Below are 19,171 nucleotides of genomic sequence, written 5' to 3'. Positions count from 1 at the left end.
AGACTTTTCGCCCCGTCCCAAAAGACTTATACAAGAGAAAAGCCTCACAATTTCCGGTTCTTACGGAGGGCTGCCCCATGCCTAGGGACATCTCCGGACTGGCTTCCGAGGATGGAAATCGGCTTAGGGAACACGCTTATCGGATCGCAACGAACCTCGGTTATGAGTTTCTGGCGGTGATAGGCCGCCGCGCTTCCGGTCATATCTATACGTTCGACAACATGCCTACGGGTGCCTGGGAACAGCGCATCCAGATATGGAAAGAGAATCGAGGCAAAGATGCTTACGACATTCTCTGGAGCACTGCTCCTGTAACCGCATGGCGTGATGACGGGCAGGCTGTCTACAACACAGCGCTGCAAGTCCTCACCGAAGAACCGTGCGCGATAAATCTGTGGAGACAGAACGGGATCCATTCCGGCGTCATCCTCCAGGACCGACACACCGCTCGGAACTGGATGATCATGTGTCTTGCCACGAAAGCTGACATTCCTCTCTGGCACGCGATGCAGAGGGAGAACGACATGTATGCCTTTTTTGGGCACATGCACTACGCCCTCAGTCGAGAGGATGACGGAGTGAAATCGAGCGTCGAAATTTTGACGCCTCAGCAGGTTGCGGTCGTTGAGTTATCCGCCCAAGGACTCACTGCCGAGGAAGTTGCTGAACGCCTTGGGATTTCCATGCGCACCGTCAATGCGCACCTCAACATGGCCAGTGACCGATTAGGGGTGCGAAACAAAGCCGCCCTATGTGCCGTGTCCGTCGCTCTTGGGTTGATCGAACTCGCGACCATGTGACTCGGCTGAAAAGTGACCAACTACGTCACCGTATGGGAGCTTGTAGTCCTTTTCCTACTGCATGAAATGCCAATACCTTCCTTACGACAAGCTTCCTACAATTTCTTACGCAACGCATAACAAGAAACTTGGTTGACCCCTGAAGGAAGAAAAATATGAAGCAGTTGAAGTGGGACACGATGGACGCTTTGCCCAACCAGCAGATGCAGCCGTGGGAATTGTCTACGGACGCCCTGGAGGAAGTTCTCTCCGAAAGCACCCAGATTCAAAGCCGCGACATGGATGGGCTGATGCTCACCGTCGCGAAGCACCCGAAGGTCGGACTGATGTATATCGTCCAGAGCACCTCGGCAGTAGTTCTCTTTGCAACCCATGCGTTGACGCCTCACGTCCGCTTGCTGGGAGCGCACGCGCTGACCGCTGCGTTCTCGTTGCTGATCCCTCTCGCTACGAAAGTCCTGTAACAGGCAATCGGTAGGCAATGTGAGCAGGGGACTAGATGCCCCTGCTTGTCTCTCGTTATACTCGTATGTACGCGCATACATATTCAATGCGAGCGCGACGCATAACGGAGAGAAGAGAGAATGGCCACTGGTTTGCAGGATGTGCAGTATCTGCGCGAGACGATTGGGCGAGTCACTCGCGCCCTGACGGATTCGAACATCGAAGTCCGCCAGGAGGGTCTGAAGGCCCACGTCGCGTACAACAAAGACGGTCAGCCGCAGTGCGTGACCCTGCCGTCGCTTCCCGATGATGCACCCCGCGATCTGATGATTGCGATCCAGGGCTTCTTGGATCACGAGGTCGCGCATCTGCTCTTCACCGACATGGCTTACGTCATCAAGGAGCTGCACAAGAAGGGCAAGAGCGAAGAGAAGCACGCCTATTGGAACATTCTCGAAGACTGCATGATCGAGAAGCGCATGGCCGACAAGTTCTACGGGTCGGGCCGCAACCTGGGCGACACGCGCATCTTCGCGATCAGCCGCATGATCGCTCCCACCTACGAGAAGGCAGTCGCAGCAGGTGCCGATCAGTACAAGTTCGCCGGCATCCTCATTGCAGCTGCGATCCGTGCGCTCTATGGCTACACCGAGTTCGCGAACTTCATGGACGGCAAGTGGCCGTTGATGGGGAAGGTCGGAACCGTGCTGCAGTCGATGGAGAAGGAGATCAAGTCCGTCAACTCCACCACGACCGCTGTCAGCGTCGCCCAGGCGATCTTCGATGCCATGCACGAAGAGTCCGAAGAGTCCGAGGGTGAAGGCGAGCCGGGTGACTCCGGTGGCGGTGGGAAGAAAAAGTCTGCGTCGGGCAAGGGCGGTGGTAAGTCGTCCAGCTCCGGCACCAAGTCCGGCAAGCCCGCAAAGAAATCCGAAGAGGAAGAGGGCGAGAAGTCCAAGCCCGAGAAGAAGGAAAAGCCCAAGCCCGAAGAGAAGCCCGAAGAGTCCGAAGAGGGTGAGGGTGGTGACGAGGAAGAGTCCGAGGAAAAGAAGGACGAGTCCGAAGAGGGTGAGGACTCCAGGGAAGGCGAGGGCGGTGACGGCGAGGGTGACGGAGACGGCGGCACGGGTGCTGACGACTACGACGACGAGGACGAAGAAGAGGAAGAGGACGACGAGCCGAACGAAGGCACGGGCGGTCTTGGTGGACATTCGCGTGAAGAGTCCGCCGTCGCAGCGTTCGACACCGATGATGTGAAGGACATGGATGACACCATGTCCGAGGCAATCTCGTCTGACCTGGCTGCGCACCTTTCGAAGTCGCCCAGCAAGTATCTGCCCTACAGTCGAGACGGGGATTACGTCGGCAGGCTGCCCTACCCGAACCAGTGGGACGGGAAGACCCTCTCCGGAAGCAAGATTCCCCGCCAGGCGGAAAGCATGTCGCCGGGTCTTCAGTCCGAGGTCGAGCGTGTGTTCCGCGCCCGCAGTGCTGCCCGTTGGTTGCCTGCCCAGAAGAAGGGCAAGCTCCATCGAGCTGGACTGCACAAGCTGATCTCTGGCGACGACCGCGTGTTCCGCACGAAGCTAGAGACCACTACCAAGTCGGTCGCAGTGCAGCTGGTCATCGACGCTTCGGGCTCAATGTCCGGTGGCAAGATCGAAGCTGCGTGCGTCGCTGCCTATATCTTCGCGACCCTGCTGCAACGCATCGGCGTGGCTTGTGAAATCGTGGCGTTCTCCACGCTCGACGACCGCATTGCGGACTCGCTGGGCTTCAAACGAGCAGGCGAGGTCTACAAGGCGATCTGGGAAGGCGGCACAGGTGGCTTCAAATACGGTCGCGTGGAACCGCTCGCACTCTACGTCCTGAAGGAGTTCAAGGAGCGCTTCAACGACTCCCAGAAGAAAGCGCTGGCATACATGCCCGAGCTTTACGGCATCCTCCGCAACAACGTCGATGGTGAATCTATCGAACAGGCAGCGACTCGCCTGGTTGCCCAGAAGGAAGCACGAAAGGTGATGATCGTCATGTCCGATGGCGCACCCGCTGCTTACTGCGCGCACGGTCTCGGCTCCCACCTGAAGAAGGTCATCAAGGAGATGGAGCGTGCTGGACTGGAGATCTACGGCCTTGGCTTGATGGATCACTCCGTCAAGGAGTTCTACAAGAACGCCGAGGTCATCGGTCGCGTCGAGGAGATCCCGGAGCGCATCCTGGCACTGCTCAAGAAAATCGTTGTTACCTGACGAACCAGTATTGAAACCCCGCGCTGCGACGCTTAGAGTATGTACGTACATACATAAAGCGCGCAGCGCGAACAATTCAGAGAGAAGAGAGGAGAGACCCAATGGCTGCTATCACTTGCCAGGAGTGCGGTGCTACCACCCACGCAATCGCAGTTCACCTGTCGAAAGACCATCCGGAGATGACCCTGGAGGCGTACAAGGAGAAGTATCCCTTGGCCCCGACGCTCTCCCCGGAAGCCCAGGCTCAGATCGACATGAAGAAGGGCGCGGCTGCGAAGTCCGTGACCGTCGCTCCCACCACTGCTGGCCCCGAGAAGAAGACCGGCGCTCTCCATGAGCTGTTCGGCTTCCCCGCGACCGCGAAGGCTGCCATGAACGCTCTGGGCGAAGCCATCAAGGTTTCGCTGTGTCATCGTCCGGAGATCGAGGCTCACGTCCCCGACGCCGACTCCAAGTACGTCTTCGACATTGCCGACACCAAGACGGTGATGATGGCCTTGGAGATGAACATCCCGATCCTCATGTGGGGTCACTCGGGCGTGGGCAAGTCCTCCCTGTTCGAAGAGTGCGCAGCCCGCACGGGTCGTGGCTACCTCCGCGTCCAGCACACCGCGAACACCGAAGAAGCCGACATCGAAGGCCAGTGGCGCGTCAAGAACGGCGAGATGGTCTGGGAAGACGGCCCGCTTCCGTTCGCGATGGAACACGGTCTGATCTACAACGCCGACGAGTACGACTTCGCCTCCCCGATGGTCTGCTCGATCTACCAGGCTGTGCTGGAAGGCAAGCCCCTGCGTATCAAGGCAGCGAACAAGGTGGTCAAACCCCACCCCGACTTCCGCTTCGTTGCGACGGGAAACACGAACGGCTCGGGTGACGAGTCGGGTCTGTACGCCGGCACCCAGATCCAGAACGCGGCGAACTACGAGCGCTTTGGCATCGTGATGAAGAAGGACTACATGGAAGAGAAGCAGGAAATCGCTCTTCTCATGGGCAAGACCACCGTGGCGAAGGAAGTCGCACAGAAGCTGGTCGAGTTCGCCAAGATGATGCGCAACTCGTTCGACCGCCGCGAGGTCACGAACCCGCTGTCCCCGCGTTCGCTCCAGTTTGCAGCCCGCTTGGGCCTGGCTCGCAGCGACTACAAGTACGGCATCACCTGTGCCTACATCAATCGTCTGCCGCCCCAGTCGGCAGCGTTCGCGACCAGCGTCATGCAGCGCATGTTCGGCTGAGGTCGAAACCATGACCGAGCAGACAAACGTCCAAGCAACGTCGGAGGTGTGGGTCCGCAAGACCCACCACTCCGAGAAGAGGACGGTCGAGCAGTATTACCCGCTCATCAACAAGCTCGCCAACAAGTTCATGGTTCGTGTGATGGCCACTGGTGCCCCCTACGACCTGGACGACATCGAGCAAGAGCTGGCTCTGACCTTCGTCCGTTGCGACCAGTCCTACGACGACGAGAAGGGTGCGTCCTTCATCAACTTCTTCATTCAGGCCAGCTGGAAGAACTTGCAGCGCCTGGTCACGCGAGACGAGCAGGCCGTCCTTCATGGCTCCGTGCTCCATCCGGATCAGCGTGCTGACGACGAAGAAGGCGAAAGCCTCTGGGCAGTGATCGCTTCGGACGAGCTGACGCCGGAAGAGCTTGTGACCTATGCGGATTCCACGGACAAGTTGGTGAAGGCATTGAGTGCCGACGCCCGTCAGCTCCTGGAGTGCGTGATCAACCCGCCCGAAGTGGTCCTGAACCAGTTCGACAAATACCAACGTGGGGCACAGCTGCGTCGTAACGCCGGCTATGCCACCCGAGCCAGAAAGGAGCTGACCCTGAGTTTCGTTGCTTCCCTCATGGAAATTCACCCGAGCGTGGCGCGTCGTAGCCGCCACGAAATCGAGCGCAAGGCACAACTGTTTCTGGGCTAGGTGTAAATGTCTGACCAACTTGATTGCTTCGGAAGCGTAGTCCTCCACGACGCCGCTGACGCTTACTGCTCCAACTGCCAGTTCTTCAAAGCATGTTCGGAAAAGGTGGAGGAAGTTCGTAAAGAAATCGCAGCTCTCCGTGCTGAAGGTGAAGCGAAGCCCAAGACCGCGCTCGATATGGCCATTGCTCATGTCCGCACGACTCGCAAGCTCGCGACCAAGAAGCCCGCCAAGACTGAAGCCAAGATCACCCCGACCATCGTGCTCACGAGCACGGGCGAGACCGTGACCCTTGCGAAGAAGGCTGCGGAAGCTGTTGATCGCTGGAACAAGAAGGGCTTTGACCTGGGCAGCATCGTTTCAGGTGCGAACCCGTTCAAGGGTGAGGTGAAGTTCCCGGCGATGTTTGTGCAGGCTTACCACGAGCTGCGCGAGACCCTGGGATCGCACCTGGTCCCACGTAAGGAACACATCAGTCGTGTGAACGAGCTGCTCCGAACCGCTGACGGCGCGGAATGGTCGGTCGCATCGCTGACCTCCAACTACAAACTGACAAAGGACGCCCTGGAGTTCGTGGGCGTGAATATGGTGTCCCCGTGAATAAGACCATGTGGGGCGCTCGCACCCACTTCTCAGTAGGCGAGTCGATTCTCCAGCCGGACGATCTGCTCAAGCAGGCCAAGGAGGTGGGTTATACCCACGTCGCCATCGCAGACACGATGTCCGTGTCCGCAGTCATCGACCTAGCTAAGTCGTCCAAGAAAGCTGGTGTGGAAGTGATCACCGGCTGCACCCTCCGAGTCCAGCATTGGGATCACGAGGGCAAGTTCTTCTACCCGAAGGTCTACGTGAAAGAGGCTCAGGGCTTCGTGGATCTCCTGGCTGCGCTGTCCGAGTGCGAGAGCGCCAAGAAGATCGGTCGATTCTTCGACTGGTTCGCCTTCCGTCGCCTTGTGCAGACGGGCAACTTCGTCGTCACCACGGGCGACGCTCTGAGCGCGTTTTCTAGCGTCATGTCTGACGACGACGTGACAGCATTCATTGAGCGTATGCGCGACGACGTAAGCGCGTCTCAGCTTGTGCTAGAGCTTGTCGCAGTAGCGTCCCCGGTATTCGCTCGACAGAACGCACGAGTCCTGGAGCATACGATTGTCGGCAGCGATGGCGTCATCATCAACGGCATGGCGATGTATGCGACCGAGGAGGACGCGAAAGCTCGTGACGTGGTGAACGCCATCACTAGGAACCTTCGCTACTCCCACGGTGCGACCCCGAAGCAGATCGCCGGACTCCACATCCGCGACTTCGACACCCTGATGGAAGGGGTGATGGGAAGTCTCGACCTGGCTACTGAGATGGGTCTGGCTTGGGGAACGGTGCTACCCATCGACCCGACACCCATGCTCTCGTATCGCTGGACCAAGGCGGACATCTCCATCCCGAAGATGGCAGAGGACGAGTTTGTCGAGCTGGTCAGGCAGTGCAAGAAATACTGGAGCGACCGCATCGACAAGCCTGTGCTGGGCTACAAGCCCGATCCTTCGCTGCTGCCCGTCTACCAGGCACGCCTCAAGACCGAGCTGATGGTCCTGAAGGAGCTGGGCTTCTGTGGCTACTTCCTGCTCGTGGCAGACATCTGTCGCTGGGCCAAGGACAACGGGATCGCGGTCGGTCCTGGTCGAGGATCTGTGGGCGGCAGTCTTATCGCCTACGTGATCGGTATTACTGAGGTGGACCCGATCCGCTTCGACCTCCTGTTCGAACGCTTCATCAACCCGAGCCGTCTCGATCTTCCCGACGCCGACCTGGACTTCATGTCTGAGCGCCGGCACGAAATCATCACCTACCTCCGCGAGACCTACGGGAAGGCGGCTGTAGCGTCGATCTCCAACTACAACACGCTGGGTGCCCCGTCTGCGCTGCGTGAGGTGGGCAAGGCTCTGGACATCCCTGACCGGGACTACGCCTGCAGCTCCTACATCCCGAAGGAGCACGGGCAGTCGATGAGCCTGGCTGAAGCCCTGGACAAGATGCCCGAGCTTCAGACCTACCAGAAGAAACACCCGCAGGCGTTCGACATCGCCCAGCGTGTCGAGGGCACGATGCGAAGTATGGGCACGCATGCTGCCGGTGTGATCGTGGCTGGCCGACCCATCAAGGGCATGGCTGTCGTCGAGGATCGCGGGGAAGACACTGTGGTCAACTGGGACAAGCGCGTGGTCGAGGAGCAGGGGCTGGTCAAGATCGACGTGCTGGGCCTCTCCAACCTGGACATCCTGCGTCGAGCGATCGACAAGATCTTCCATGACTATGGCGAGCGGATAAACCTGCTCGATCTCCACCTGGACGACGAGAAGACGATGGCTGCCTTCGGGCGGGGCGAGACTGTCGGCGTCTTCCAGTTCGAATCGGGCGGCATGCGAAAGCTGCTCAAGGACATGGCGAAGTACGAGCCCCTGACCTTCGAAGAGCTTGCTGCTGCGACTGCGTTGTTCCGACCTGGCCCCTTGGACTCAGGGCTGCTGGACGACTACGTGAACGTCCGCCAGGGCATCGTCATGGAGCACTACGAGCATCCAGCGATGGAGCCCGCGCTCAAGGCGACCAAGGGCGTCATCGTCTACCAGGAACAGGTTATGCAGCTCACCCGCGACCTTGCGGGATTCACCCTCGCGGAAGCAGATAACGTCCGTAAGGCCATCGGCAAGAAGGACAAGGACAAGATGGCAGAGCAGGGCGACAAGTTCGTCCGAGGCTGCGTCGATGTCGCCGGCATGGGTGAAGACCAGGCTAAGGAGCTGTGGGACAAGATCGTGCTGTTCGCGGGCTACGCCTTCAACAAGAGCCACTCGGTTGCCTACTCGATCATCTCCGTCTGGACGATGTATCTGAAGGTTCACTACCCCCACGCCTTTTACGCTGCGTCACTGGAAATCCACAAGGAGGACAAGCTGGCTGGCCTGGTTGCGGATGCAGCCAAGCGGGGCATTGAAATCCTCCCGCCCGACGTCAACGAATCGACCTATGGCTTCAAGCGGGTGGGTGACGCTCTCGTAGCGCCCATCTCCCGAGTGAAGGGGCTGTCGGAGATCTCCGAGAAGGCGGTGCTGGATGGCAGGGAGCTTGCGGGCGGCAAGTTCATTGACCGGGCTCACTTCGACAAGCATGTGCCTGGCAAGTGCAACAAGCGCCAACGGGAGTTCCTGGAGGAGGTGGGAGCGTTCGCTTCGATCACGCCTGGAGCTTTGCCAGCCAGGCACCCTGATCGCGTGAAGGCTCAGCTGGAGCGCCTACCTGGTCTGATCGCGGCGTCTGTCAGGGTGGATCGACCCATCGTCTGTGACGGGCCGGTGTTGGACATCCTCAAACGGACGCTGCTGGAGATGCGAGACGCACTGGGAGCGCCACCGCTGCCTAAGCTCGGCTCCAAACCCAAGATCATGGTGATCCTGGAGGCTCCATCGTCGAAGGACGAGAAGAAGGGCAAGCTGTTCGAATCTGACTCGGCACTGCCGGTGAAGGAGGCGATCAAGGCAGCTGGGCTGACCACGAACGACCTCTACATCACCTCGTTCCTCAAGGTGCCGAAGAAGGACAAGACGATCACGAACGAGGAGATTTCCGCGTCACGGCCCTGGCTGGACAAGGAGATCGAGATCCTCAAGCCGGGGCTGATCATCGCCTTGGGTTCGAACGTCTCGCGCACGCTATGCCCTGACGAACGTGGATCCATCATGGACCTGGCTGGGAAGGTGGTGTTCGACCGCAAGCTGGACGCGAGCATCATCCTTGGCATCAATCCCGGCATGGTCGCGTTCGACCCTGCGAAACAAGAAACTCTCGACGCAATCTTCATCCGGGCCGCCGAGCTAATTTCGTAACGGGTATAATATGTGAGCACATACATACAAACGATGTGCTCACATGATGGAACGAATGGAGAAGCAAAGTGGAAAAGTTCATTGACCCCAACCTCGCCAAGGGCGACCTCAACATCAACCCCTTGGATCTGGATGCGGGAATGATGCGTCAAGCAGGGCTCTTCGCGTACTACGCGGAGCAGGCGGCCCGAGCAGAGCATCAGGCAAGCAAGTTTGAGCACCTCGTCGAAGTGACCGAAGCCAAGCTGGATCGCAAGTATCGCGACGAAGCCGCAGCGATGGGCACGAAAGCCACGGAAGGACAGATCAAGGCCAAGGTGTCGCAGGACACGCAGATGAAAGCTGCGGTCATGGCGTACAACGAGGCGAAGATGATCGCCGGGATCGCAAAGGGATATGCAGAAGCATTCCGGCATCGGAAGGACATGCTGATTCAAGCAGCCTTCAACAAGCGTGAGGAGATGAAGGGCGAGGTTCGCGTTCTTGGCGACTCTCGTGCCGACGCCGCACGCGAATTGCGCCAGGCTCGGGCAGAAGCCCTGTCGCGATCACACACCTAAGCTCTGCCTAGAAAAATACGTATGCGGATACATACAAAACGCATACGATGCACGAGCATGACGACGAAGCGAAAACCCGCGTAGTCGAGTGCCACTGCAAACACTCAAACACTACAACAAGGAAATACCCAAATGAGCGGACTGTTGGATCTCATCAAGAAGAAGCGTCAGGCACTGGCAGCGAAGGGTGGCAACACCGAGAAGCCGGCAAAGCTGACGTCGGACAAGAACATTGTGCGCGTGCTCCCGAACTGGAACAGCGACCCGGTGGGCAAGTTCTTCCACGACTTCGGTCAGCACTTCATCAAGGCGGAAGACGGCAGCGTCAAGGCGGTCTACATCTGCACCCAGGAAACCTTCGGCAAGCCGTGCGACGTCTGCGCTGCGATGGCTGAAACCGCTGCACAGCCGGGCCTGGACGAGACCGTCACGAAGATCCTGGACGAAGCCCGTCCGTCGCGTCGCGTGCTGATCAACTCCATCTACCTGAACGGCTCGCATGCCAATGCGAAGACCGAGCCGGTGCTGATGGAACTGCCGCCGTCCGTGTTCGACATGATCCTGGCGATTGCCGAGGAATACGCCGAGCAGCACAGCATCGACGTCTTCAGCCTGGAAGAGGGCTACGACTTCGTGATCACCAAGACCGGCAGCGGTCGCGACACGAAGTACACCGTGATGGCAAGCCCGAAGGCTCGTCCGGTGGATGCCTCGGTGATGTCGAAGGCCCGTGACCTGGATGCTTACGCGGCTCAGGAGTACGAGGCGGGTCTGCAGAAGGCGCTGACCAACCTGCGTGCTGTCACTGGTGTCAACTTCGCCCGCCTGGGTCACGCGAACCAGGAGCTGCTCCCGGCACCGAGCCGCGCAGTGAAGGACGTGTCGCCCGCCAAGACCTCGACTGCTGCCCCGGCAGCGGAGCGTGTGATCGACGCCAGCGCTGCGAGCCTGTCGAAGGTGGAGCCGATGACCATCGACTCGACGGGTGCTGCATCCGCTGAGCTGGACGAGCTGGACGCTCTCCTGATGGAAAACGGCCTGGCCTAAGAGCCGAACGAAGGAACCCCGCCCAGCGCGGGGTTCTTTCTCTCTGGAGGAGAAACATGGATCACCATCTGTTGATCGACGCCAACAACGTCATGTTCGCAGCCCAGGCGGGAAGCGAACGGCGTCTGATGTCCGGCGACGTCGAAACAACCGCGATCTTCGGCACCCTGGCTAGCGCACGCTACCTGCAGAAGACTTTCCCCAACGCCAAGCCCACGTTCTTGTGGGATTCCAGTCCGACCTGGCGTCACGAGGAATACCCCGAATACAAGGGCACCCGTGATGACAACGCCGAGCTGGTCAAGATCAAGGAAGCACTGAAGCCGCAGCGCCCGCAAGTGCAGAAGGCTCTCCAGCTCCTTGGCATCCGTCAGTTGTTCGCCAAGCGCTACGAGGCTGATGACATGGCCGGCTACCTGGCTACTCGTCTCAGCAAGACCGGCAAGGTCACGGTCGTCACGAACGACCAGGACTGGCTCCAGCTCGTGAGCGAGAACGTCAACTGGTTCGACCGCAACAAAGAGAAGTTGGTCGTCCTGGAGAACTTCCAGACCTTCACTGGCTACGCGGACCCGAACGCTTTCCTGTTCGGCAAGTGCCTGCGTGGTGACAAGGGCGACAACCTCCCTGGCGTCGGTGGCATTGGCGACAAGGGCGCAGAGGCTCTGACCGCTGAGTTCAAGGACTACGCGGATCTCCTGGAGCGTTGGCCGGAGTTCGAACCGACCATCCCCAAGAGCACCCCACTGTCGCGTGTTCGCAAGCACGTCACCGAGCTGACCAAGAGCGAGGAGAAGCAGGCGAACTTCGCACGCAACCAGCGAATGATGAACCTGATGGAAGTGGACATTCCGCGTGAAGCGATGCGGAGCCTGCCTGCGATGTACGACGAGGACGCCTTCAAGGAGTTCTGCGCGGAGATGGGCCTGATGTCGATCCTCCAGAAGTACGAAGAGTTCGTCTCTCCCTTCAATAACAAACGGTAGAAGAAAGCATGAGCAAGGAATTGGATCTCGCGTCCCTGGTCGCCGCAGCAATTGGCGAAAACGACGAGCAGCAGGAAGTCACCGTATGGTTGGACACCGGCTACGCTCCCCTGAATGAGGCTATCTCGGGAGACCTGGAGAAGGGTCTTCCGGGTGGCCGTCTGATCGAAATCTTCGGCCCGCCCAGCGCAGGCAAGACCGCTATCGCAACCGCCGTGATGAAGTCGGCGCAGCAGATGGGCGGCATCGCCATGTTCAACGACCACGAGCGCTCCTTCGACATTGGTCTGGGCGTCGCGCTGGGTCTCGACCCGACGCCGGGTCGCTGGGTCTACAAGATGCCCCGCACGTTCGAACAGTCCATCGACGACACGGTGAAGCTGGCCCGTGCCATTCGTGCGAAGAAGGCAATCCCCGACGAGGCTCCCATCGTGGCAGTCTTCGATTCGCTCGCCTCGATGGTCCCGCAGTCCAAGCTGATGGACGACAAGGGTGAAATGCGCGAGTCGAGCAGCATGGGCATGCACGACAACCTGGCACTCGCGAAGGCGACTTCGACGTCCTTCCCGGCTCTGATGCAGCACGCCAGCGAGCTGAACATCTGCCTCATCTTCCTCAATCAGCAGCGTCAGAAGCCGGGCGTCGCATACGGCGATCCCACGACGACGCCGGGTGGCAACGCTCCCGAGTTCTTCGCTTCGGTTCGCATCCAGCTCTCGCGTCGCGTGGAGAAGGACAAGAAGACCAAGGAAGTCGAGGGCCAGGCGATCACCGCCGTCTGCAAGAAGAACAAGGTCAACCGTCCGTTCCTGAGCGCCGAGTGGGACTTCAAGTTCATGGAAGACGGCACGGGCAAGTTCGACGTGTTCGAAGGCACCCTGGAGTACATGAAGGCCAAGGGCTACATCGAGACGTCCGGCTCGTATGTCATCTGGGAAGGCAAGAGCTACCACGTCGGCCCGCTGGCTCGTAAGTTGGAGGCGGAAATGACGTACAAGGAACTCGTTGCCGTGATCGTCGCTGCGAAAGATGCAGCGAAAGCGAAAAAAGCGACGTAACCAACCTTGACGCCATCAGCTCCCGTTTTGTGAACTAGAAACATCACAAGACGGGAGTCCCTGATGAAGCGATTGAAGAGGTTGGAGTCCGGCAAATACACGCTTGAGAGGCGTCAGGTGCTGGAGCAGTTCGAATCCTTGTGCGAGCGATGCGGCAACGTGGAGTGTTCCATTCGCGGCATCCTCACACGACTGGAAGAGAACAAGGTGGGCGCGAAGCTCGGACTCCTGGAATGTGAGAGCTTCCTTGTGAGGATCGAGTTTCGCGACCCAGCTGGGCTTCATGGCGACTTCAACACGTTCCGTGTTGGAGCAGCCTGGGGAGCCAGGGTGGTCGAAGGTCAAACCGTCGCGCTGAGCATGGCAGGCGGTGAAGAAATCGGCAGGGCAGTCGTCAAGCAAGTTCACACCGGCTCCTTTGCGGCGATGAACGAGAAGTTTGGCGTCGATAACCATCTTTCGATTGCAGCAGCTGTCGAGGGCGAGGATCTCGACCTGGAAGAGGTGATGCGAAAGAACTATGGACCCCACCGATTCAACCGGGAGACCACCTGCACGGTGATCTACATGGAGAGAATCGAAAGTGGAGCTGGTTCGTAAGGGTAAGCGGGTCTATGGAGCGTTCTTCGAACTGTCGAGCGCTCCTGTCTACTGCGCGTTTCGGACCCCTGGTGACATCTTCAAAACGGTGCGCGAGGGGTCCAACAAGTTCAAGTCCATCAGTGAGGCTCTGAAAGACGAGACAGCTGCATGGGCCATCGACGACGACCATCTCCAAATGGCCAGGCGTCGAGGGTGCAAAAGCATCGCGGTGTGGGTGAGGAAGCTGAACTGGCTCTTCATCACGCCCATCGAGAATTTCTTCGACCGCACCAAGTATCAGCGCCGGGACTACGGCGGGCGAGGCGGGTCGGATCAGCGGTATCTCCCAGTGCATCACTTCAGGCAACTGAGCAGGGAAGTGAAGCTGGGACGTAGACGCTGACGTTTCTATAAGTACAATAGTACGTAAGCGCATACATAGCGCAGGAGAGAAGAGAATGAGCAAGCCGTTTGGGGTATCGTCAGACCACCATTTCCATTCGTTCACTGCTTTCGCCACTGTCAACGACAAGGGCGTGAACAGTCGTCTGCAAGCCACCCTCGACGCCATGCGTGAGCACGCAGCAGCGGTCAAGGCAGCCGGTGGCAACAAGCTGTTCTTGGCGGGTGACACCTTCCACAAGCGGGGCGAGGTCGCTCCAAGCGTCCTGAACCCGGTCATGGATCTGTTCCGCGAGCTGGTTGCGGAAGGGTTCGAAATCTACGTCATCCCCGGCAATCACGACCTGGAGCGCAACGAGTCCATGCGCGTGGGCAACGCCGTCACTGCCTTGGAAGCCCTGGGCGTGAAGGTCGCACACGAACCGATGGTCGTGGACCTCAGCGATGACCACAAGGTCGTCCTGTTCCCCTGGTATGCCACGACCAAGGATCTGATCGAAGCCATGATGTCCTGGCGCGACGAGCTGACCTTCGACGAGCGTGAGTTCGACCAGGAGCCCTGGCTCGATGCCGTCATCCATGCACCCATCGACGGCGTGCTGCCCCATCTGCCCGAGCACGGGCTGACGCATGAGGGTCTGTCCGGCACTGGCTTCAATCGCGTGTTCTGCGGTCACTACCACCATCACCGACACATGGGCGACGAGGTGTATTCCGTGGGCGCTCTCACGCATCAGACGTGGGGCGACGTGAATTCGAAGGCTGGCTATCTGATCGTCACCGACGACCAGGTGAAGCACTACGAGACCACGGCACCCAAGTTCATGGACGTGGATAACGTCGAGGACGAGGAGGGGCTGCTGGAGGTCAATGGCAACTTCGTCCGCGTCAAGATCGAGGTGGCTACGGAGTCCGAGCTGGAGACGATCCGCCTGGGCTTGCTGGGTTACGGGGCCGCAGGCGTCGTGATTCACGCCATGAAGAAGACCGTGATGACCCGTGCGACCACGCCGGCACCGAGCGGTGGACACTCCATCGAGAACTCGATCAAGGAGTTCGTGACGAAGCGCAGCCTCCCGGCAGCAGCCCATGCCCTGTGCGTGGACATCCTGAAGGAGGCACAGGCGGCATGAGCTTCAAGGAATACAAGGCGGTCAAGCGCTTCTACGGCAAGAAGGTGGCTGAGCGCAGCGGTGTTCCGCTGATCAACCACATCGACGAGGGTCTGATCATCCTCGAAGCACTGAAGGCGAGTGCGATCACACAGCGCGCCTGGTGCCTGCACCCGATGCTCCAGTCAGACGCAGCCCTGAAGGGCAACCTTCGCGAGCTGACGACCATGACGGACTCGCTGCGGGTCGTGGCGGTCGCGATGGAATACCGCAACAAGGCGAACGCCTGGCTGTCGGACAAGGTGTTCTCGTCGCCCCTCGGGATCATGTTCAACGGTGCTCCCGATCCGGGTCCGCTGCTCCACGTCAAAAAGATGCTGATCGCGGACAAGGTGCAGAACTACAAGGACTTCCTCACGTATCACGACGGGAAGCATGAGCGTTCGGCTGAGCTGAATGCCTACTTCGAACGCTGGCTGACGGTGTTGGGTCTGTCCGGTGGCAAGAAGGGTGTCCAGTTCCGTGGCCACGCGCATCTGATCGACCAGGTGAAGGAACTCAAGCAATGAGCGCCATCACCGCACGAATGGTCTCCCAGGCGCACGCGCTGTGTCCCACCGACTTGCCCCACCACGAGCGTATGGACTGGATGGCGGACTACCTGAGCAAGTCGCTCGATGCCCGCACGTCCTTCCTGGAGCGTGAAGTCCAGTTCCTGCGTTCCCATCGCCCGATTGCACGTCGGGTCACAGAGCTGGAAGCGCAGCTTGGCTTGGTCGCTTGTGGCGGCTGTGGCAACTCCGACGAGACGAAGCGCTGCCTCGGCTGCCGTCACAACTTCAAGAAGGAAACGGCCAATGAAGGCTAAGCGCGCAATTCTGTGGTTCCTGCTGAACGGTGCCTTCGCTGCTGCGATGGTCGCCGGCTACACCTACGACATCGAAGGGGCGCGATACCTCTTCAAGTTCTACTTCTGGGTGACGGTCATCCTGACCCTCTTCGTGTTCGTGCCGGAGATCAAGGTCGCGATGGCGAAGCAGGGTCCGTCCGTCCCCGAGTGGATGAACGTGGTCTATGACCTGTCGATCTGCTCGTTCCTGGCTTGGTATGGGCATCCGGTGATGGCAGCTGCGTACTTCTTCCACATGTTCTGCCAGCACAGCGCCTACGCCCACAAGCCGGCACAGGAGGCTGTCTGATGGGCTCGCGCTCTGACAATGGCTTCGTGTTCACGCAGACCGGCGACGACCACCACTGCGACGAACCGCATCACACCCACCTGGGCAAGCCCGACGAACGCGCCCACAAGCTCCACCACTGGAAGGAGCGACTGATGTGCATGGGCTTCTGCACGATCCTTCACTTCATCCTGGAGGCCATCCGTGGCTGACAACGACAACGTGCTGGTCCCGCGCAAGTTCATCAAGCGCATGCAGGCAGCCTTCAACACCTACAGCTACTTCAGCCTGGCCCGCGAGGCTGAGGAATTCCTGAAGCAGCCGGCAATCGAAGACGTCGAGTGGCTGAAGGCGATGAACAAAGCGCTCGATGACTCCAACAAGCGCCTGCTGGCTCTGCTGGCTCCCACGCAGGAAACCATTCCGCCTTACGACTGGCTGGAAGCGCCGTCCTGGTATGTCCAGCTCAATCGCGTGTGGCTCGAAATGAGCAAGGCTCGCGTCGTAGGACAGGGCCACACGGTTGACGACCGGACTCACTGCGACTGGTTCAACACGATCAACGTCGCTCTTGCCCTTTCGAAGGGTGAACTGAAGGCAATCTCCAATGATCACGAATAACGAAATCGAAGCCCTGGCTCGCCGCTTGGGCAAGCTCGACGCCTACGGCTGCTGTCGTGAGGCTGCTGCAATGCTCCGCGCCCTGAAGCAAGAGCGCGAGCCCACGCCACTGGTCTCCACAGAAGCGGGTGCCACGAAGAGCGAGGTCGCTGTCTTCGCTGCACGTCTGGGCAAGGGCACTGCCTTCCTCCACTTCATCGAGCTGATGGCCCATGACGCTCTCATGTGGCGGACGCTGATGGAGCACTCCAAGTCCGACCACATCTGGAACCACGTCCTCACGCCGGATCATCACAAGCTTGGCAACAACGTGACCGAAGTGCTGTTGGCACTGGCAGACGGGAAGGGCAATGACTGAGCAGCCCATCTTTGACGACTTCCGTGGCGACGACGCGCACCTGGTCCGTTCGATCAAGGCGCTGATCAACCTCAACGACGCGGGTGCCCTGGTTCCTCACGGTGTTGGTGGTCACGGTCGATCCCTGTTGGCAGCGTCTGCTGTGCGCCTGGCCAATCGCCAGGAGGCAAAGTGCGTCGAGCGCTGCGAGCGCCTCCACCCGCAGTGCAAGCTGAGCGTCACCCGCTCGATTGCGCCCTCTGATCGCTGGTTCTGGTCGGTGGTCATGCCGGACGGGCACTGCTTCACCGCGAGCAAGTCATTCCCCTCGTTGGCCGAGGCTGTCGTGGACATGGTGGGCAAGGGCACTGAGGAGCTGACCCGCGCTGACGAAATCTGGCGCAGGACTCACCCCAATGGCTAAGCGCTTCGACCACCCCAGCCGTGAGGCATTCGAGGCTTGGCTCCAGACCACGAGCGGCTACAAGACGTGCAAGCTCCGGGGCAAGCCAATGTCCTTCCGTCAGAACTTCGATGGCGGCTACTGCGACTTCCGGGTCAATGACCGCTGGATCGCCTGGAACGCCGCCCTGAAATACAACGAGGCACAGGCTGCATGAGCACCAATATGTACGTCGAGGCGATGGCGAAGGCTCAGGCGATGGCGAAGGAGCATGTGGGTGAGGCATGCGCTGAGCTGATCGAATGGGCGACGACCTCGATCCTCCCCAATGGCCGCGTCCGGGAGATTGCCGAAGTCCTCCAGGGTGTCTCCGAATACCAATCCCTCACGCTCGCACAGACCCTCGTGCAGCGCGAAGCCCTCAAGTACGTAGTCGAAAAGGAAACCCAATGAGCGAGAACACCGAGCAGAAGCCCGTCACCATCGACAAGCTGGCTCACGACGTCAAAACCACCATCGACTGTAGCTGGCTGACCTACTCGTTCAACCGCGAGAAGGGCACGCTGGGTATGGAGGGTATCTTCGAACTCGCCTACGGCAAGAAGCTGGAGATGCTGGAGTCGCCCAACGACACGGACTATGCCCACGACGTCAAGCGTGAGGAGCTGGACCAGTGGGACGAAGAGACCATCGCAGAAGCGGTCGAGTCGGGCGGTTTCGAGTGCTACAACCTGGGCATCTTCCTCAATGACCTGTGCAACAAGGGCATCCTGCCCGAGGGTCACTACGTCGTGCGCATGAGCTGGTAAGCAACACGTCCCTGCGAATTATTTTCGCGGGGACGACAAAATAAGTATCAACATACATATAATAAGCATGTAGCAGCAAAGCACGCACGGAGAGAAGAACGTGACCCGCACAGAAGCTGAGCAGCTGAAGTCCTTCAAGCACTACTGCAACTGCGGCGGGTTCGCTCCCTCCATGAACGGGCGAGACCCCGAGCAGCCCCACATGACCTGGTGCGCTCAATACGAGGAATGGCAGGAATGGAAGAGAGCATTGGCCCTAGACCCATAACGCTTGACGAGTGGGTCGCTGATGAGAAGGCACGAATCGACCGCTTTGCGTTGCAATACCGGGTCGAGCAAGCGGAGCAGGGCACCGACATCTTCCCGGACGAGCTGCACTTTGGCGATTGGGATGACCAGTACAACTGCTTCCAAGATCCGGGTCCAGAGCGCGATGATGGAGAGGATGACTGATGAACCCCAAGCGTGATCTTCGACCAGCACGCGGTCGGATGAGCCACAGCATGTTCAATGGGGTCATCAAGAACGCAGTTCATTTTGCCACGCTGGGCAAAGAGGTCAGCAGCATGCAGTGGGTCGTCCAACGCCTACGTGAAGTCGCTGACCAGCTGGAACGTCGATACCTGCACAAGCTGGGGTCTTGACGGCAATACGCTTCCCCACTGAGCGCATCAGTGGGATCAAGAAAGGGCTCTCGTGCTTGCGCTACCCGATGCGCTGAACACTCGGAACCCTGGTTTGGACCTCTTGCCCCTGGGGCTTAGCAGCCCCGA

26 protein-coding genes are annotated in these 19,171 nt (G+C 59.4%); all 26 read left to right on the top strand.

The genetic code is table 11. The features are described from left to right. Nucleotides 1–77: 77 nt before the first annotated feature. The 26 genes from H8F01_RS00910 to H8F01_RS00785 all read left to right on the top strand — a co-directional run bounded on the left by H8F01_RS00910 (nt 78) and on the right by H8F01_RS00785 (nt 19,042). On the top strand, nt 78–800 hold the full coding sequence (locus H8F01_RS00910; RefSeq protein WP_187057233.1) for a response regulator transcription factor: 723 nt from the start codon (nt 78–80) through the stop codon (nt 798–800). Nucleotides 801–955: 155 nt separating this feature from the next. Next, nucleotides 956–1,264 (top strand): hypothetical protein, encoded by a 309-nt coding sequence (locus H8F01_RS00905; RefSeq protein WP_187057232.1) that lies wholly within the window; start codon nt 956–958, stop codon nt 1,262–1,264. 120 nt (nt 1,265–1,384) lie between these two features. Further along, entirely contained in the window at nt 1,385–3,493 is a 2,109-nt protein-coding gene (locus tag H8F01_RS00900) for a cobaltochelatase CobT-related protein (protein WP_187057231.1), read from the top strand. 101 nt (nt 3,494–3,594) lie between these two features. Continuing rightward, a complete protein-coding gene (locus H8F01_RS00895) occupies nt 3,595–4,728 on the top strand; it encodes an AAA family ATPase (protein WP_187057230.1) in 1,134 nt (377 codons plus the stop codon). A gap of 10 nt (nt 4,729–4,738) precedes the next feature. Beyond that, entirely contained in the window at nt 4,739–5,422 is a 684-nt protein-coding gene (locus H8F01_RS00890) for a sigma-70 family RNA polymerase sigma factor (protein ID WP_187057229.1), read from the top strand. A gap of 6 nt (nt 5,423–5,428) precedes the next feature. Beyond that, on the top strand, nt 5,429–6,022 hold the full coding sequence (locus H8F01_RS00885; RefSeq protein ID WP_187057228.1) for a hypothetical protein: 594 nt from the start codon (nt 5,429–5,431) through the stop codon (nt 6,020–6,022). Beyond that, a complete protein-coding gene (gene dnaE / locus H8F01_RS00880; protein ID WP_187057227.1) occupies nt 6,019–9,303 on the top strand; it encodes a DNA polymerase III subunit alpha in 3,285 nt (1,094 codons plus the stop codon). Before H8F01_RS00885 ends, dnaE begins: the two co-directional genes overlap by 4 nt. A gap of 68 nt (nt 9,304–9,371) precedes the next feature. Then, a complete protein-coding gene (locus H8F01_RS00875) occupies nt 9,372–9,863 on the top strand; it encodes a hypothetical protein (protein WP_187057226.1) in 492 nt (163 codons plus the stop codon). Between the two features lie 132 nt (nt 9,864–9,995). After that, nucleotides 9,996–10,910, top strand: coding sequence for a hypothetical protein (locus H8F01_RS00870; protein WP_187057225.1), 915 nt, complete (start codon nt 9,996–9,998; stop codon nt 10,908–10,910). A gap of 56 nt (nt 10,911–10,966) precedes the next feature. Beyond that, on the top strand, nt 10,967–11,896 hold the full coding sequence (locus H8F01_RS00865; protein WP_187057224.1) for an XPG/Rad2 family endonuclease: 930 nt from the start codon (nt 10,967–10,969) through the stop codon (nt 11,894–11,896). Between the two features lie 8 nt (nt 11,897–11,904). Next, nucleotides 11,905–12,954: a RecA family protein gene (locus tag H8F01_RS00860; protein WP_187057223.1), complete on the top strand. Its 1,050-nt coding sequence runs from the start codon at nt 11,905–11,907 to the stop codon at nt 12,952–12,954. A 63-nt stretch (nt 12,955–13,017) separates the two neighbouring features. Beyond that, nucleotides 13,018–13,554, top strand: coding sequence for a hypothetical protein (locus tag H8F01_RS00855; protein ID WP_187057222.1), 537 nt, complete (start codon nt 13,018–13,020; stop codon nt 13,552–13,554). Continuing rightward, nucleotides 13,538–13,939 carry a hypothetical protein gene (locus H8F01_RS00850; protein ID WP_187057221.1) on the top strand — a complete coding sequence of 134 codons (402 nt, stop codon included), beginning with the start codon at nt 13,538–13,540 and terminating at the stop codon, nt 13,937–13,939. Before H8F01_RS00855 ends, H8F01_RS00850 begins: the two co-directional genes overlap by 17 nt. Before the next feature lie 55 nt (nt 13,940–13,994). Further along, on the top strand, nt 13,995–15,071 hold the full coding sequence (locus H8F01_RS00845; protein ID WP_187057220.1) for a metallophosphoesterase family protein: 1,077 nt from the start codon (nt 13,995–13,997) through the stop codon (nt 15,069–15,071). Next, a complete protein-coding gene (locus H8F01_RS00840) occupies nt 15,068–15,619 on the top strand; it encodes a hypothetical protein (protein WP_187057219.1) in 552 nt (183 codons plus the stop codon). The genes H8F01_RS00845 and H8F01_RS00840 overlap by 4 nt, the downstream gene beginning before the upstream one ends. Further along, entirely contained in the window at nt 15,616–15,918 is a 303-nt protein-coding gene (locus H8F01_RS00835; protein ID WP_187057218.1) for a hypothetical protein, read from the top strand. The genes H8F01_RS00840 and H8F01_RS00835 overlap by 4 nt, the downstream gene beginning before the upstream one ends. Then, nucleotides 15,908–16,249, top strand: a complete 342-nt coding sequence (locus H8F01_RS00830) for a hypothetical protein (RefSeq protein ID WP_187057217.1) — start codon at nt 15,908–15,910, stop codon at nt 16,247–16,249. Before H8F01_RS00835 ends, H8F01_RS00830 begins: the two co-directional genes overlap by 11 nt. After that, complete coding sequence (locus H8F01_RS00825) at nt 16,249–16,440, top strand: hypothetical protein (protein ID WP_187057216.1); 192 nt, start codon at nt 16,249–16,251, stop codon at nt 16,438–16,440. The genes H8F01_RS00830 and H8F01_RS00825 overlap by 1 nt, the downstream gene beginning before the upstream one ends. Beyond that, complete coding sequence (locus H8F01_RS00820) at nt 16,433–16,849, top strand: hypothetical protein (protein ID WP_187057215.1); 417 nt, start codon at nt 16,433–16,435, stop codon at nt 16,847–16,849. Before H8F01_RS00825 ends, H8F01_RS00820 begins: the two co-directional genes overlap by 8 nt. Continuing rightward, nucleotides 16,836–17,207: a hypothetical protein gene (locus H8F01_RS00815; protein ID WP_187057214.1), complete on the top strand. Its 372-nt coding sequence runs from the start codon at nt 16,836–16,838 to the stop codon at nt 17,205–17,207. Before H8F01_RS00820 ends, H8F01_RS00815 begins: the two co-directional genes overlap by 14 nt. Further along, a complete protein-coding gene (locus tag H8F01_RS00810; RefSeq protein ID WP_187057213.1) occupies nt 17,200–17,610 on the top strand; it encodes a hypothetical protein in 411 nt (136 codons plus the stop codon). Before H8F01_RS00815 ends, H8F01_RS00810 begins: the two co-directional genes overlap by 8 nt. Next, entirely contained in the window at nt 17,603–17,806 is a 204-nt protein-coding gene (locus H8F01_RS00805) for a phiTE_015 family protein (RefSeq protein ID WP_187057212.1), read from the top strand. The genes H8F01_RS00810 and H8F01_RS00805 overlap by 8 nt, the downstream gene beginning before the upstream one ends. Then, on the top strand, nt 17,803–18,042 hold the full coding sequence (locus tag H8F01_RS00800; RefSeq protein WP_187057211.1) for a hypothetical protein: 240 nt from the start codon (nt 17,803–17,805) through the stop codon (nt 18,040–18,042). Before H8F01_RS00805 ends, H8F01_RS00800 begins: the two co-directional genes overlap by 4 nt. Then, the gene (locus H8F01_RS00795) at nt 18,039–18,398 is read left to right on the top strand and encodes a hypothetical protein (RefSeq protein ID WP_187057210.1); all 360 of its coding nucleotides are present in this window, start codon (nt 18,039–18,041) and stop codon (nt 18,396–18,398) included. Before H8F01_RS00800 ends, H8F01_RS00795 begins: the two co-directional genes overlap by 4 nt. Before the next feature lie 237 nt (nt 18,399–18,635). Continuing rightward, nucleotides 18,636–18,851: a hypothetical protein gene (locus H8F01_RS00790; protein ID WP_187057209.1), complete on the top strand. Its 216-nt coding sequence runs from the start codon at nt 18,636–18,638 to the stop codon at nt 18,849–18,851. Further along, nucleotides 18,851–19,042, top strand: a complete 192-nt coding sequence (locus H8F01_RS00785) for a hypothetical protein (protein WP_187057208.1) — start codon at nt 18,851–18,853, stop codon at nt 19,040–19,042. The genes H8F01_RS00790 and H8F01_RS00785 overlap by 1 nt, the downstream gene beginning before the upstream one ends. The last annotated feature ends 129 nt before the right edge of the window (nt 19,043–19,171 follow it).

It is taken from the genome of Dyella telluris (genome assembly GCF_014297575.1).
Classification (GTDB): Bacteria; Pseudomonadota; Gammaproteobacteria; order Xanthomonadales; family Rhodanobacteraceae; genus Dyella; species Dyella telluris.
Note: the sequence above shows the minus strand (reverse complement) of the source record. Positions and strands in the feature narration are given on the sequence as shown.